Annotated in this window: 15 protein-coding genes; 9 read left to right on the forward strand and 6 right to left on the reverse strand. The window is 68.9% G+C overall.

Features of this window, described 5'->3' with window-relative positions; translation table 11 throughout:
• Positions 1 to 63: 63 nt before the first annotated feature.
• Both ACFWUR_RS05150 and mscL read left to right on the forward strand, forming a co-directional pair.
• Positions 64 to 798, forward strand: a complete 735-nt coding sequence (locus ACFWUR_RS05150; protein ID WP_378902094.1) for an SDR family NAD(P)-dependent oxidoreductase — start codon at positions 64 to 66, stop codon at positions 796 to 798.
• A 331-nt stretch (positions 799 to 1,129) separates the two neighbouring features.
• Entirely contained in the window at positions 1,130 to 1,582 is a 453-nt protein-coding gene (gene mscL / locus ACFWUR_RS05155) for a large conductance mechanosensitive channel protein MscL (RefSeq protein ID WP_378902096.1), read from the forward strand.
• 59 nt (positions 1,583 to 1,641) lie between these two features.
• Here mscL and ACFWUR_RS05160 read toward each other — a convergent pair whose 3' ends face one another.
• On the reverse strand, positions 1,642 to 3,000 hold the full coding sequence (locus ACFWUR_RS05160) for an MFS transporter (protein ID WP_378902099.1): 1,359 nt from the start codon (positions 2,998 to 3,000) through the stop codon (positions 1,642 to 1,644).
• Positions 3,001 to 3,170: 170 nt separating this feature from the next.
• Here ACFWUR_RS05160 and ACFWUR_RS05165 point away from each other — a divergent pair, with 170 nt between their 5' ends.
• Both ACFWUR_RS05165 and ACFWUR_RS05170 read left to right on the forward strand, forming a co-directional pair.
• Positions 3,171 to 3,836 carry an NADPH-dependent FMN reductase gene (locus tag ACFWUR_RS05165; protein WP_378902102.1) on the forward strand — a complete coding sequence of 222 codons (666 nt, stop codon included), beginning with the start codon at positions 3,171 to 3,173 and terminating at the stop codon, positions 3,834 to 3,836.
• Between the two features lie 5 nt (positions 3,837 to 3,841).
• Complete coding sequence (locus tag ACFWUR_RS05170; protein WP_378902105.1) at positions 3,842 to 5,281, forward strand: DHA2 family efflux MFS transporter permease subunit; 1,440 nt, start codon at positions 3,842 to 3,844, stop codon at positions 5,279 to 5,281.
• A gap of 53 nt (positions 5,282 to 5,334) precedes the next feature.
• Here the strand turns inward: ACFWUR_RS05170 and ACFWUR_RS05175 are convergent, their stop codons facing one another.
• The gene (locus ACFWUR_RS05175) at positions 5,335 to 6,558 is read right to left on the reverse strand and encodes an Ig-like domain-containing protein (protein ID WP_378902507.1); all 1,224 of its coding nucleotides are present in this window, start codon (positions 6,556 to 6,558) and stop codon (positions 5,335 to 5,337) included.
• Positions 6,559 to 6,676: 118 nt separating this feature from the next.
• The gene (locus ACFWUR_RS05180; RefSeq protein ID WP_378902108.1) at positions 6,677 to 7,165 is read right to left on the reverse strand and encodes a DUF2505 domain-containing protein; all 489 of its coding nucleotides are present in this window, start codon (positions 7,163 to 7,165) and stop codon (positions 6,677 to 6,679) included.
• Between ACFWUR_RS05180 and ACFWUR_RS05185 the strand changes: the two genes are divergently transcribed.
• From ACFWUR_RS05185 to ACFWUR_RS05195, 3 genes are all read left to right on the forward strand, one after another.
• Positions 7,164 to 8,300 (forward strand): UDP-N-acetylmuramate dehydrogenase, encoded by a 1,137-nt coding sequence (locus tag ACFWUR_RS05185; RefSeq protein WP_378902111.1) that lies wholly within the window; start codon positions 7,164 to 7,166, stop codon positions 8,298 to 8,300. The genes ACFWUR_RS05180 and ACFWUR_RS05185 overlap by 2 nt on opposite strands.
• A gap of 64 nt (positions 8,301 to 8,364) precedes the next feature.
• Complete coding sequence (locus tag ACFWUR_RS05190; protein ID WP_378902114.1) at positions 8,365 to 8,892, forward strand: DUF2505 domain-containing protein; 528 nt, start codon at positions 8,365 to 8,367, stop codon at positions 8,890 to 8,892.
• Between the two features lie 24 nt (positions 8,893 to 8,916).
• Entirely contained in the window at positions 8,917 to 9,714 is a 798-nt protein-coding gene (locus ACFWUR_RS05195; RefSeq protein WP_378902117.1) for a class I SAM-dependent methyltransferase, read from the forward strand.
• Here ACFWUR_RS05195 and ACFWUR_RS05200 read toward each other — a convergent pair.
• Positions 9,700 to 10,308: a hypothetical protein gene (locus ACFWUR_RS05200; RefSeq protein ID WP_378902120.1), complete on the reverse strand. Its 609-nt coding sequence runs from the start codon at positions 10,306 to 10,308 to the stop codon at positions 9,700 to 9,702. The genes ACFWUR_RS05195 and ACFWUR_RS05200 overlap by 15 nt on opposite strands.
• A 105-nt stretch (positions 10,309 to 10,413) precedes the next feature.
• Between ACFWUR_RS05200 and ACFWUR_RS05205 the strand changes: the two genes are divergently transcribed.
• On the forward strand, positions 10,414 to 11,154 hold the full coding sequence (locus ACFWUR_RS05205) for a DUF2993 domain-containing protein (protein WP_378902123.1): 741 nt from the start codon (positions 10,414 to 10,416) through the stop codon (positions 11,152 to 11,154).
• 14 nt (positions 11,155 to 11,168) lie between these two features.
• On the opposite strand, the gene deoC is transcribed toward ACFWUR_RS05205, so the two are convergent.
• The gene (deoC, locus tag ACFWUR_RS05210; protein ID WP_378902126.1) at positions 11,169 to 11,834 is read right to left on the reverse strand and encodes a deoxyribose-phosphate aldolase; all 666 of its coding nucleotides are present in this window, start codon (positions 11,832 to 11,834) and stop codon (positions 11,169 to 11,171) included.
• 117 nt (positions 11,835 to 11,951) lie between these two features.
• On the opposite strand from deoC, the gene ACFWUR_RS05215 reads away from it, so the two are divergent.
• Positions 11,952 to 12,479 (forward strand): GNAT family N-acetyltransferase, encoded by a 528-nt coding sequence (locus tag ACFWUR_RS05215; RefSeq protein WP_378902129.1) that lies wholly within the window; start codon positions 11,952 to 11,954, stop codon positions 12,477 to 12,479.
• A gap of 1 nt (position 12,480) precedes the next feature.
• Here the strand turns inward: ACFWUR_RS05215 and purU are convergent, their stop codons facing one another.
• On the reverse strand, positions 12,481 to 13,371 hold the full coding sequence (purU, locus tag ACFWUR_RS05220) for a formyltetrahydrofolate deformylase (protein WP_378902132.1): 891 nt from the start codon (positions 13,369 to 13,371) through the stop codon (positions 12,481 to 12,483).
• Between the last annotated feature and the right edge of the window lie 19 nt (positions 13,372 to 13,390).

Raw genomic sequence — 13,390 nt, forward strand, 5'->3', positions numbered from 1 at the left:
CCTGAGCGCACCGTGATCGCAGCCATGGCGACCGCGAATCCGCAGCGAATAAGATCGACGAACATGAGCACTCGCACCGCCGTCGTCACCGGAGCCAGCTCGGGGATCGGTGAAGCCACCGCCCGAAAACTGGCCGAGCAGGGCTATCACGTCTATGTGGGGGCCCGTCGATTCGACCGGGTGCAGCACCTCGCGACCGAGATCGGCGGCACCGCCATCGAACTCGACGTCACCTCCGAGGAATCGGTGCGCGCGTTCACCGACGCCGTCACCCACGTCGACGTGCTGGTCAACAACGCGGGCGGCGCGAAAGGCCTGGCCCCTGTCATCGACGCCGACCTCGACGACTGGCGCTGGATGTGGGAGACCAACGTCGTGGGCACCCTGCGCGTGACCAAGGCCCTGTTGCCGAAACTGATCGCCTCCGGCGACGGCCTGATCGTCACCATCACCTCCATCGCCGCCTTGCACACCTACGACAACGGCTCCGGCTACACCTCCGCCAAGCACGCCCAGGCCGTCGCCCACCGCACGCTGCGCGGTGAACTCCTCGGCCAACCGGTCCGCCTCACCGAAATCGCCCCCGGTGCCGTGGAAACCGAGTTCTCCCTGGTGCGTTTCGACGGCGACGCCGACCGCGCCGCCAAGGTCTACGAGGGCATCGACCCGCTGCACGCCCAGGACATCGCCGAGATCGTCGGCTTCGTGGCATCGCGCCCGCCGCACGTCAACCTCGACACCATCGTCGTCAAACCCCGAGACCAAGCGGGCCCCGGCTCCTTCGCTCGCCGCTCCTGAGCACATCGGGTACCCACCCGGAGCACCCCGGGCGCGAGCCGTTTCTCCAGCACCACACCGTCCCCTCCTCTCAAACGTGAGCCTCGCCACCCCGCTCGCGCGCCCTTTCCCGCGTGCAGGCCGCATCCCACTGCCAGGCGGAGGGTCAATTCCCGGGCTGTCCAGGCAGATCCGGGATCGATCGCCCTCGACTGGCGGAGTCGGCGGCGGGAATTGACACTGGGAGCGAATCGTTCGGATGTTGCTGTGAATTCGCCATGCCTGGATGGCGACCCTTAACATGGCCGTTTGCCGTTTGCCAGTCCTGAGGAGTAGAAATTCGATGCTCGGTATGAAGTCTGTTTTCAGTGGGTTCAAAGATTTCCTGATGCGCGGCAACGTCATCGACCTCGCGGTCGCGGTCGTGATGGGTACCGCGTTCACCGCGGTGGTCACGTCGGTGACCAAGGGGGTCGTCAGCCCACTGCTCGCCGTGTTCGGATCGACCAACGAGCTGGGCCTCGGCGTGCAGTTGGTCGCGAACAAGCCGGCCACGTTCATCGCCATCGGCCCGATCATCACCGGACTGATCGACTTCGCGATGGTCGCCGCGGTGCTGTACTTCGTGCTGATGCTGCCCATGACCACGATCAAGAACAAGTTCGGCACCACCAAGGCGGCCGAGCCGACCGAGACCGAACTGCTCATCGAGATCCGCGATCTGCTCGCCAAGCAGCAGGGGCTGAGCACCGACCAGGCCGAGTCGTTGAGCAAGCAGCGCGCCAGCGAGTCCGCCGACGCCTGATCCACCGAAAACGAACCCTCGACGAGCAAAGTCGGGAGTTCGTTGCCGTCCGGCGCCGTTCACGCGTAGGACGCGGTCCTGGTCGGCCAGCGGGGATGGTCGGGGTCGATGACGTAGGGATGGGTGTGCCGAAAGTGGCGGGGGCCGATCTGGATCGCGTCGGCCAGGATCGCCGGGTCGACCGAGCCGAGTTCGTGGACGTGGGCGATCTCGGCCGGATCGTGGCGGGGCCACAGGCGAATCGCCGCGGTGGTGCCGAGCGCCGCGATGACGGCGAGGGTCGCCCAGGTGGCGGTGAAACCCGCGGTGGTGGCCAGCCAGCCGGTGATCGGGTAGGTGATCAGCCAGGCGAGGTGGGACAGGGAGAACTGGGCCGCGAACAGGGCGGGGCGGTCTTCTGGGCGCGCGGAGCGGCGCAGGACCCGGCCGGTGGGAGTGAGGATCAGGGCGGTACCCGCCCCGATGGTGGCCCAGGCACCGAGGGCGGCGGGCCAGTGCCACTCGCCGACCGGCAGGATCGACAGGGCGAGAGCCGCGCCTAGGCCGGCGAGGAGAACGGCCGCGCCGCCGAGCATGACCGGGCGCTCGCCACGGCGGTCCAAGATTCCGGGCAGGGTGAGGGCGATGAACATGGTGCCGAGCCCGTTCGCCGCCAGCAGCAGCGCGACACCGGATTGACTGCCGCCCAGCACATCCCGTGCGTAGTTCACGGTGTTGACCATCACCACCGAGCCCGCGGCAGCGACCACCAGGTTCAACCCGAGCAGTCCACGCAGTCGCGGAGTCGCCGCGAACAGTCGCAGACCGGCGGCCAGTCGTTCGGTGATCGCGCCGTCGCCGACCACCGCGTTCGGGATCCGCGCGGCCAGCACCAGCGCGACCGACACCGCGAAGCCGAGGCCGGTGCCGACGAACAGCCAGTGGAAGCTGATCAGGCTCAGCGCCAGCGCCGCCAGCATCGGACTGAGCAGCGTCTCCATGGTCGCCGCGAGCTGGGCCGCCGACAACGCCTTCGTGTAATCGCGTTCGTCGGGCAGGATGTCGGGCAGAACCGCCTGGTAGGTCGGGGTGTAGGCAGCCGAGGCGATCTGCAACAGCGTGATGAGCACATAGATCTGCCAGATCTGGTCGACGAAGGGCAGGGCCAGCACGATCGCGCCGCGAATGCCGTTGAGCGCCATCAGGAACTGCCTGCGCGGTACTCGGCCCGCGTACGCTCCCGCGATCGGCGCGACGGTCACGTAGGCGACCATCTTCAGCGTCAACGCGGTACCGAGCACGATGGCCGCGTTGCCGCCTGCCAGTTCATAGGCGAGCAGACCGAGGGCGACGGTGGTGAGTCCCGTGCCGAACAGGGCCGCGACCTGGGCGGTGAACAGCAGTCGATAGTCGCGGTGGGCGAACAGTGAGGTGGTCATGGCGCCTATCCTTCATAAGCTGCTTATCTGCGTATGAATGCAATAAGTAGCTTAAGGCCGAAAGTATTCCCGGCGGCCCAGATCTCCTCGGCTTGACCTCGAGCACCATTGAGGTAGGACGGTGGAGCGCAGCGGCGGCCGAGGGGCCGCCATCGACGAACAGGAACGTCATGAGCGCCACGGTCGACCACATCCGAACCGCCGACACCGCAGACGCGCGGCGGTCCTCAGCCACGCACGGCCGCGACGAAGGCGCGGGTACGCCCATCAGTCCACTACAGCTCGCGGTCGTCATCGGCAGCACCAGGCAAGGGCGCTTCGGGCCGACGATCGCGAACTGGTTCGTCCGGCAGGCCGCACTGCGCGACGCCGTCACCGTCGATGTGGTCGACACCGCGAGCACCGAACTGCCGCACGTGTTCGGCGCCGCCACCGACCACCCCTCGCTCGCCGAGGCCACCGAAAAGCTCGCGCGTGCCGACGTGTTCGTCGTGGTCACCCCCGAGTACAACCACAGCTACCCGGGCTCGCTGAAGAACCTGATCGACACCCACCACCTCGAGTGGCAGGCCAAGCCGGTCGGCTTCGTCTCCTACGGCGGCATCTCCGGCGGGCTGCGCGCGGTGGAACACCTGCGCCCGGTCTTCGCCGAACTGCACGCGGTCACCGTGCGCGACTCGGTCTGCTTCCCGAATCCGTGGGGCCGTTTCGACGCCGCGGGCGAGCTGACCTCACCCGACGATGCCGACGCCGCCGCCGCGACCATGCTGGATCAGCTGACCTGGTGGGGCGAGGCCCTGCGGTCCGCTCGCGCCGCCCACCCGTACGGGAAGTGACGGCGATGACCACTACCGTCCAGCCGGTCATCACCCGTGATCCGATGCGCGTCGCATTGGTGCTGGTGGTCGGCATGATCATGGCGACACTCGATCAGACCATCGTGAACGTCGCCATCAACAAGCTCTCCGTCGAGTTCGGCGCCGGCTTGAGCACCATCCAGTGGGTCGCCACCGGCTACTCGCTCGCCCTCGGCGCGGTGGTGCCGACCTCGGCGTGGCTGGTCGGCCGGTTCGGCGCCAAGCGCCTGTACCTGACGGCGATCGCCGCGTTCGTGGTCGGTTCCCTACTGGCCGGGCTGTCCTGGAACATCGAGTCGCTCATCGCTTTTCGGCTGATTCAGGGCGCGAGCGGTGGACTGCTGATGCCGGTGGGCATGACGATCCTGTTGCGCGCGGCCGGACCGGAGCGACTGGGTAGGCTGATGAGCACCCTCGGGCTGGCGATTCTGGTCGGCCCGCTCCTCGGCCCGGTGATCGGCGGGTACCTGATCGACGAGGTGTCGTGGCGCTGGATGTTCTTCATCAACCTGCCACTGGGCGCGTTGGTGCTGGCGCTGGTCGTCCGGGTCGTCCCCGAGGACTCGCCGGAACCGCCGCGGGCGCTCGACGTGCGCGGGCTGCTGCTGATGTCGCCCGGGCTGGCGCTGGTGATCTACGGCGTCACCGCGGCGGGCGAGAGTGCCGGATTCGCCACGCCCGCGGTGCTCGTGCCGCTGCTGGTGGGGGTCGGTCTCATCGCCGCGTTCGTGCGTCGTTCCCTGACCACCGCGGTGCCGCTGCTGGATCTGCGCGTGCTCGGCAACCGGACGACCGGCCTCTCCGCGGTGCTACTGGCCGTGTTCGCGGGCGGCTACTTCGGTTCGATGTTGTTGCTGCCGTTGTACTTCCAGGTGGTGCGCGGCGAATCAGCACTGGTGGCAGGCGCTTTGGGCATTCCGTTCGCCCTGGCATCGGGTGCGACGATGCAGGTGGCGGGCAGACTGATCGATCGGATTCCGCCGGGCCGGTACCTGCCGGCGTCGATCGCGGTGGCGCTCACCGGGTTCGTGCTGTTCGTGCTCCAGCTCGACGCCGACGCGCCGTACTGGGCGCTGTGCCTCACGATGGTGCTGATGGGAGCGGGCGGCGGCGGGACGTTGATGCCGGTGATGACCACCGCGACCCGGCCGCTGAGCCGCGAGCAACAGCCGGTCGGATCGACGGTGCTGAACATGATCAGCACCACGTCGATGGCCATCGGCACCGCGGTGGCCTCGGTGGTACTGGGTGCGCTGCTCCCGGTGACAGGCGGACTCCAGGCGCTGCACGCCATGACCGCTGACCAGCGAGCCGCACTCGCCCCCGCACTGGCCGATGCCTTCCAGCACACCTATCTGATCGCGCCCGTCATGATCGCCGCGGCGCTCGTCCCAGCACTGCTGCTACCTCGGCATCGGCAATAGCCGAACGTCGTGCCGTGGACGTCGAACCCCACGGCACGACGGCTGCCGCCGCCCTAAGCGGGGGGCAAGGCCGACATGGACTTCCACGTCGACCAGTCGATGGCCCAGTCGTAGATGTCGCCGTCGGCCTGGGACAACTCGATCGAGGTGCCGGTGACCTCCACCGGGTCGCCGTAGCGAGCCGTCGGGAAGTAGGCCTGGGCGTCGCCGGGTGAGAGGTTGATGCACCCGTTGGTGACGTTCGAAGACCCCTGGGCGGAGAGGGACTCGGGGTTGGCGTGGATGAATTCGCCGTTGTTGGAGATGCGGACGGCCCAACGTTCGCGAACGTTGGTGTAGTACGGCGGATTCGACATCATGAAATCCTCGTACTTCTCGGTGACGACGTGCACGCCCGAGCGGGTGACATTGCGCGGTTCGTTGCCTTCGCCGTAGGAGACCGCGAAGTCGAAGATCGTGGCGCCGTCGCGCACCACCTGCATGCGGTGACTCGGCGCGTTCGCGATGACGATCTGGCTGCGGCCGATGGTGAAGTCGGAGGTGACATCGGCGTCGCCGTAGGCGCCGCCGCCGAGGTCGACGCCGTAGAGCTTCGCGGCGACGTGCACGGTGGTGCCGGGCGTCCAGTAGTTCTTCGGACGCCAGTGCACGCGCGAGCCGCCGTCGTCGGGCAGCCAGGCCCATGCCCCTTCGGTGTCCTGGTCGGTGGTGACGGTGAGCGCCTTCTCCACCGCCGCCTTGTTCGTGACGGGCCCGGCGAACTTCAGGATGATCGGGGCCGCGATGCCCACCTCCTGGCCGTCGCCGATATTGATCGTGGCCGCGATGGTCGACTGCGGGCTGATCGTGGTGAAGGTGCCATCGATCGGGACCGGTTTTGCGTCGGCGCCGATGGCCGTGCCGGACCAGGTGTAGGACGCGCCGTAGCCGAGCGGTTCGGAGACCGTGTAGGTCGTGCGGTCCGGGCTGAGCTCGCCGGTGATCTGCTTGCCACCGGCGTTGGTGAGGGCGATCCGGTCGATCGTGCCCTGGGCGACCGTCACCGAAACGGGCGCGACCGGGTCGACATCGGTGGCGCCGGGCGTGGGCGCGATGGTGACCTGCGCGACCGGTCCGGCCGCCTCGGTGGCCTCACCCGGACCGTCCGACGAGCACCCCGTCAGCACGACGAGCACCGCCAGCAAGATCACCGCAACCACGGACCGCCCGCTTCGACTGCGCGGTGCACGCCACCGCGCAGTCGAACCCCGTCGCACAGCACTCGACGCGGGCAACATACCGGTTACCGAATGTTTGCTCACGCATCGAATGTACGCCGAGCTATCGACCCGTACCTCGTGACAGCTGTCTCACCGACGATGCCGGAACCGCCGGGCCGTTCGCGGCCCGGAGCGGCTACTGCCGGTTCAACCACTCCTCGGTGAAGGTGGCCTCGTTGCCGAGCAGTTCGATCAGCCGCTCCGAGATGGCCGCCTCGATCTTGCCGCCGAACAGCGGGATCTTCACCTCGATGGTGCCGTTGATGGCGGTGGTGGAGCCGGTGCCACCGTCGGGGGCCATGGTCACCGTGCCGCGGACCACCGCGGGGGCGCCGTCCACGTGCGCTTCGAAGATGCCGCCGGTGCCGGTGTAGCTCTCGGTACGCGGAATGACCAGGTCACCGGGGCGCACGGCGGTGATGGCGGGCGGGAGCTGATCGGCGGGGATGGACTGCACCATCTGGACGCGGACCTCGTCGCCGTCGACGGCGAACGCGTCGAGCCGGGCGCCGGGTCCACCGACCTCGGCGATCCGGGCCTTCCAGTACTGCTCGTCGGAGTACGCGGCGCGCACCGCATCGACGGAATGCGTGTAGGCGGCAGTGAACGCCAGAGGTGTAGCCATGCTCGACACGGTACCGTCTGCGGACGTGCGTACAACACGGGTGGTGTCCACCGATCAGCTGCGTGACCTGCTTGCCGATACCGGCGCGACGGTCCGGGATTCGGTGCGTTTGTCCGAATTGACGACGTTACGGGTGGGCGGGCCCGCGATGCTCGCCGAATGCTCGACCACCGAGGCCCTGGTGGCCACGGTGAAGGCCCTGGATACGGCCGGTATCGCGGTCCTGCTGCTGGCGGGCGGGTCGAATCTGCTCGTCGACGACGCGGGCTTCGACGGCGTCGTCGTCCGGGTCGGCACGACCGGTGTCGAGCTGGGCGCCGACGGCGTGGTGGCCGAGGCGGGCGCGAACTGGGACGAGGTGGTCGCGGCGACCGTCGCGGCCGGGCTGGGCGGCTTGGAGTGCCTGTCCGGGATCCCGGGTTCGGCCGGCGCGACGCCGGTGCAGAACGTGGGCGCCTACGGGGTCGAGGTCGCGTCGCTGTTGCGCCGGGTGCGCCTGCTCGATCGCGAGACCGGGGACGTGCGCTGGGTCGAGCCGGGCGAACTCGGCTTCGGCTACCGGACCAGCGTGCTCAAGCACAGCGACGACGCTGTGGTCCTCGCTGTCGAGTTCGCGTTGGATCCGAGCGGGACGAGCGCGCCGTTGCGCTACGGCGAACTGGCGAAGGTACTGGGCGCGGGCGACGGCGAGACCCGTCCGGTCGAGCAGGTGCGCGCGCACGTGCTGCGCCTGCGGGCAGGCAAGGGCATGGTTCTCGATCCGGCCGATCACGACACCTGGAGCGCCGGTTCGTTCTTCACCAACCCCGTCGTCACCGACGAGCAGCTGCCGCGAGTACTGGCCGCGATCGCCGCCCACGTCGGCGCCGACATCACGGTGCCCACCTATCCCGCGCCCGACGGCACCAAGCTGTCGGCTGGCTGGCTCATCGAACGAGCCGGTTTCGCGAAGGGCTTCCCCGGCGAAACCGCCGCCGCGCGCCTGTCGACCAAGCACACCCTGGCGCTGACCAACCGCGGCGCCGCGACCGCCGCCGACATCGTCGCCCTTGCCCGCACGGTTCGCGCCGGCGTCCAGCAACGATTCGGCGTGCCGCTGGAGCCCGAACCGGTGACCGTCGGCGTCGTTTTATAGGACCGAGCACAGACAACCCACCACTTCCCTCCGTCCGCGGCCCCACCACGTAACGTGTCCTGCCATGGCACGCAGACTGGATTACTCCGCTCGCTACCCCCTGCACACCACCGAAGAGCTGTACGCAGCCCTCCAGAGCAGGGACTACTGGGAAGCCCGCGTCGCCGAAATGCGCAAGTACGCCCCCAACAACGAAGTGGTCAGCCTCGACGTCACCGACGACGGCATCGACGTGGTCCTGCACCACACCCTGCCCCGCGAGATGCTGCCCGAGATCGCCCAGACCGTGATGCGCAAAGACATGGTGATCACCCGCAAGGAGAGCTGGGGCCCCTTCGCCCACGACGAGACCGAGGGCAAGTTCTCCGCCTCGATCCCCGCGGGCCCCGGCAGCCTCACCGGCACCATCCGCCTGTTTCCCACCGAGACCGGCGCCACCATGCGCTTCTCCCCCACCGCCAAGGTCTTCATCCCCATGGTCGGCCCGCGCCTGGAGCAGTTGATGCTGGTGAACCTGGTCGACCTGTTCCGCGCCGAGCAGGAGGAAACCGTGCGCTACCTGGATCGCCTGACCGCCGACAAGTCGGTCTGACGCACCCCGAGAGCCCGCGCACCAGTGGCCCCGAGCCGCAAGGCCATCCCCCCGGTCGGCACCATCACCCGCGGCACCACCGGCGTCAACCGCCTGCGGCGCAGCGATCGCTGGCTCGTCAACGACGAACTCGTCAGCACGACCCTGCGTGCGTCCCCGGCACCCCTTGTCGTCGATCTCGGCTACGGCGCCGCCCCCTGGACCACCTTCGAACTCGCCGCCCGCCTGCGAACGGTCCGTCCCGACGTCGAGGTGGTCGGCCTCGAGATCGACCCGGCCCGGGTCGTCGCAGCCCGCGACGGTGTCCGCTTCGCCCGTGGTGGCTTCGAACTGGCGGGCCTGCGCCCGACCCTGGTCCGCGCGTTCAACGTCCTTCGGCAATACCCCGAGGACGCGGTCGGCGACGCGTGGTCGCGTATGCAGTCCAATCTGGCCCCCGACGGCTTGCTCGTCGACGGCACCTGCGACGAACTCGGCCGCCGCTGCGCCTGGGTGCTGCTCGACCGCCACCGCCCGGTTTCCCTGACCCTGGCCTGGGACCCCTTCACCGTGGACCGCCCCTCCGACATCGCCGAGCGCCTGCCGAAGGCGTTGATCCACCGCAACATTCCCGGCGAGCGCGTGCACACCCTGCTCACCGCGGCCGACCGAGCCTGGGAGCGTTGCGCGCCCATGGCGCCGTACGGCCCACGGATCCGCTGGCGCGAGGCGGCGGACATCTTGCGCGCCAACGGCTTCCCGCTACAGACCTATCGCCGACGAATGCGCGATTGCGTGCTGTCGGTCCCCTGGGACGTGGTCGCCCCGTCAGGCCCGGCTTAACGCCCGCCGCACCCGCGCCGACGCCCGCGGCGCCAGTTGCTGTCCACCCCACCAGATCTCGTCGGTATCGCACCGGTGAATCGCCACCGCGTCGGCGACCACCTCGTCCAACGCCGACTGCGAGATCTCGGTCTCGGCCAGGTCCAGGACCGTCCGTACCGGCGTCGTCACCAGAAACGGCCCCGCCGACTCCACGTCCCCGGCGGCGAGCTTGCGCCGCGTCAGCACCAACCGCGGCGTGACCGGTGGGCGCCCCGCCGACACCGACAGATGCAGAAACCGCGGCTGCAACCGCCCGATCCCGTGTAGTTCCGCCGCGCTCTGATACGACACCGCGGCCGCGCCGTCGAACCACGCCGCCCACATCGCGTACTCGTCCAGCGGCCCCACCCGCCACTGCCCCAGCCGCATCATCCCGACCCCGGCCCTGGTCACCGACCCGTCCCCGAGGGCGGCCCTGACCTGCGATTCGCAGCCGGTGCGCAACACCTGACGCGTGGTGAAGAAGCCCGCGTGCCGCCCGGCGAGGCGCCGCAGCACTCGCCACCGATGCTCCGCTGTCCCCGCCACCCGGCGCGCGCCCTCGCCAGTCATGAGCCCAGGCTACGCCCGCTCCAGTGCGCCAGGTCACATTTTGCTGGGAAGGCTTTCACCCCGTCCTCAGAGCAGACTCATAAAGATCGGGAAGAATCCGATGCCATGACCACGTACAAGCCCCCACGCCCCAGGATCGGTCGGCGCCCGCTGGTGATCGCGTTGGCCGTGGTCGCAGTCCTTCTCGTCGCGGCCATCGGTGGAACCGAAGCCTATGCCCGGCACCAGATCTCCCGCTGCATCAGCGGCGCGTTCGAACAGCAGATGGGTTCGAGCATCGACGTGGGCTTCGGCCCCAAACCCATGCTGCTGTCCTACGTGGACGGCAAGGTCGGCTCGGTCACCGTCGACAGCGAGGACAACAAGTTCGGTCCCGCGATCGGCATGGTGGTGCACGCGAAGTTCAACAACATCGAACTCGTCGACCGCGGCCGTGGCGGCGGCACCATCGAGAGCTCGACCGCCGACGTGACCTGGAACAACGACGGCATCCGCCAGACGCTCGGCACCATGGTCAGCGGCGTGCGCTCCTCGGCGAGCACCGGCGTGCTCACTCTCGACGTGCTCGGCGGTCTCGCCCAACTCGAGGTGCAGCCGCTGGTCCGCGACGGCAACATCACCGTGGAAACCAAGTCGGCGCAGTTCCTCGGCATCGGCCTGCCCACCGATCTCGTGCAGGGCATCGTCGAAACCTTCACCCAGAGCTTGCAGAGCTACCCGCTCGGCCTGCGCGCCCAAGAGGTCGAGGTCACCGACGACGGTGTCACGGTGCACCTTTCGGGCGGAAAGACCGCACTGGAGTCCGCGAGCGATCCGTCCGGCAGGCAGGCCGACTTCACCTGCTGAGCGCGCGGCGGCAGCTACTCGGGAAATCCCGCGAGCACCGCGGCCGATTTCGAGAGCCCGAGCCGCGTGGCACCGGCTTCGATCATCGCGGCGGCGTCCTCGGCGGTGCGAATTCCGCCGCTGGCCTTCACCCCGAGTCGTCCGCCGACGGTCTCGGCCATCAACCGCACCGCGTGCGCGCTCGCACCGCCCGCGGGATGAAAACCGGTGGAGGTCTTCACGAAATCGGCGCCCGCCTGCTCGGCCGCCCGGCACGCGCCGACGATCGCCTCGTCGGTGAGCGCGCCGGATTCGATGATCACCTTGAGCACGGCCCGATCCGCGGTCGCCTCGCGCACGGTGATGATGTCGGCGAGTACGGCGTTGAAATCACCGGCCAGCGCGGCGCCCACGTCGATCACCATGTCGACCTCGGCGGCGCCCTGGTCCACGGCCAGTCGCGCCTCGGCACCCTTCACCAGCGAATGGTGCTTGCCGGAGGGGAAACCCGCGACGGTGGCCACCACCAGCCCCGGTGCGCGCACCGGCAGCATCGAGGGCGACAGGCAGACCGCGTACACCCCGAGCTTGCGCGCCTCGGCGACCAGCGCGTCGACCTCGGCCGGAGTCGCTTCCGGGGCGAGCAGGGTGTGGTCGATCATGTCGGCCACGTCGGCCCGGGTCAGCGGCGCGGAAGTCATTTCCCGAGCATGGCACACCCGCGGCCGAGTCCGGCAGCGAGGGCGTCGACGCATCCTCGAACATCGAGCGCCGCACATCATTGCGCTCACGTACCCAAATCCTGGACACTTGAACCTGTGCTGATCCGTCGCGAGACCCCAGCGGACGCCGTGGCGATCGCCGCGATCCACCACGCCGCCTTCGCCCCGCATTACGCGGGCGATCCCGACGTCACCGAACCCCCCGAACCCGCCCTCGTCGAGACGCTACGCAGCGACGAGTCGTGGATGCCGACCCTGTCGCTGGTGGCGCTCGAATACGACACCGTCGTCGGGCACATCTGCCTCACCAGAGCGGGCATCGGCCCGTTCCCCGTGCTCGCCCTCGGCCCGCTCGGCGTCAACCCGGAACAGCAGAAATCCGGCGTCGGCTCGGCGCTGGTCCATGCCGCCCTCGGCGCCGCCGACGCTCTCGACGAATCGGTCGTCGGCCTGGTCGGCGACCCCGACTACTACGCCCGGTTCGGTTTCGTCCCGGGCCCCCGCCTGGGCATCGTGCCCGACGAAGCCGACTGGGCGCCGCACTTCCAGGTTCGCGCGCTCACGGCCTACGATTCCGCGGTCATCGGCGAGTTCCGTTATCCCGCACCGTTTTACAACCTGTAGGTCACTCGAAGACAACCGTGCGCCGTCCGTGCACGAGCACCCGGCCTTCGAGGTGCCAGCGCAGGCCACGCGCGAGAACGACTCGTTCGATGTCGCGACCCTGACGCACCATGTCGCGCACGTCGTCGGCGTGATCGACCCGGATCACGTCCTGCTCGATGATGGGCCCGGCATCGAGTTCGGCGGTGACGTAGTGGCAGGTGGCCCCGATCAGCTTCACCCCGCGCGCGTAGGCCTGGTGATAGGGCCGCGCGCCGACGAACGAGGGCAGGAAGCTGTGGTGGATATTGATCGCGCGCCCGGCCCAGTGCTCGCACAGCTGTGCCGGTAGTACCTGCATGAAGCGGGCAAGCACCACCGCGTGGGGATCATGGGAGTCGACGAGTTCGCGCACCTGCTCGAAGGCAGGCCCGCGCTCGGCCGGGTCCTTCGGGAACGGCACGTAGTGGAATTTCACCCCGTGCGCCTCGGTCATGCCCGCCAGGTCGGGATGGTTGCCGATCACCGCCTCGATCGTCGCAGGCAGCTCACCGGCCTGCGCGCGACCCAGCAGATCGTGCAGGCAGTGCCCGTCTTTGCTCACCAACAGCACCGCCCGCCGCGGCGCCCCGGAATCGTGGAGCTGCCAGTCGGTCTCGGGACCGAACTCCGCGGCCACCACCGCGAAGCGCTCGCGCAGTTCGTCGATCGAGAACGGCACCGTCGAGGCCTTGACGGCCTGCCGGGTGAAGAACCAGCCGATGTCGCCGTCGGAGTGGTACCCGGCTTCTACGATCGAGCCGCCGAATTCGGCGATGAACGACGAGATCCGGGCGATGATGCCCGGCCGGTCCGGGCACCCGAGCGAGAGCACGAACCGGCGGTCGTCCGAGGTCGGCGAGGTAGAACTCATCCGCCAATACTCGCAGGCT

Source organism: Nocardia sp. NPDC058633, from assembly GCF_042717045.1.
Taxonomy (GTDB): Bacteria; Actinomycetota; Actinomycetes; order Mycobacteriales; family Mycobacteriaceae; genus Nocardia.

Excerpts from the sequence above, each read along its gene's own strand:
- ACFWUR_RS05150 (WP_378902094.1), top strand. The coding sequence starts at position 64 with ATGAGCACTCGCACCGCCGTCGTCACCGGAGCCAGCTCGGGGATCGGT.
- mscL (WP_378902096.1), top strand. The coding sequence starts at position 1,130 with ATGAAGTCTGTTTTCAGTGGGTTCAAAGATTTCCTGATGCGCGGCAAC.
- ACFWUR_RS05160 (WP_378902099.1), bottom strand. The coding sequence starts at position 3,000 with ATGACCACCTCACTGTTCGCCCACCGCGACTATCGACTGCTGTTCACC.
- ACFWUR_RS05165 (WP_378902102.1), top strand. The coding sequence starts at position 3,171 with ATGAGCGCCACGGTCGACCACATCCGAACCGCCGACACCGCAGACGCG.
- ACFWUR_RS05170 (WP_378902105.1), top strand. The coding sequence starts at position 3,842 with ATGACCACTACCGTCCAGCCGGTCATCACCCGTGATCCGATGCGCGTC.
- ACFWUR_RS05175 (WP_378902507.1), bottom strand. The coding sequence starts at position 6,558 with ATGTTGCCCGCGTCGAGTGCTGTGCGACGGGGTTCGACTGCGCGGTGG.
- ACFWUR_RS05185 (WP_378902111.1), top strand. The coding sequence starts at position 7,164 with ATGCTCGACACGGTACCGTCTGCGGACGTGCGTACAACACGGGTGGTG.
- ACFWUR_RS05180 (WP_378902108.1), bottom strand. The coding sequence starts at position 7,165 with ATGGCTACACCTCTGGCGTTCACTGCCGCCTACACGCATTCCGTCGAT.
- ACFWUR_RS05190 (WP_378902114.1), top strand. The coding sequence starts at position 8,365 with ATGGCACGCAGACTGGATTACTCCGCTCGCTACCCCCTGCACACCACC.
- ACFWUR_RS05200 (WP_378902120.1), bottom strand. The coding sequence starts at position 10,308 with ATGACTGGCGAGGGCGCGCGCCGGGTGGCGGGGACAGCGGAGCATCGG.
- ACFWUR_RS05205 (WP_378902123.1), top strand. The coding sequence starts at position 10,414 with ATGACCACGTACAAGCCCCCACGCCCCAGGATCGGTCGGCGCCCGCTG.
- deoC (WP_378902126.1), bottom strand. The coding sequence starts at position 11,834 with ATGACTTCCGCGCCGCTGACCCGGGCCGACGTGGCCGACATGATCGAC.
- purU (WP_378902132.1), bottom strand. The coding sequence starts at position 13,371 with ATGAGTTCTACCTCGCCGACCTCGGACGACCGCCGGTTCGTGCTCTCG.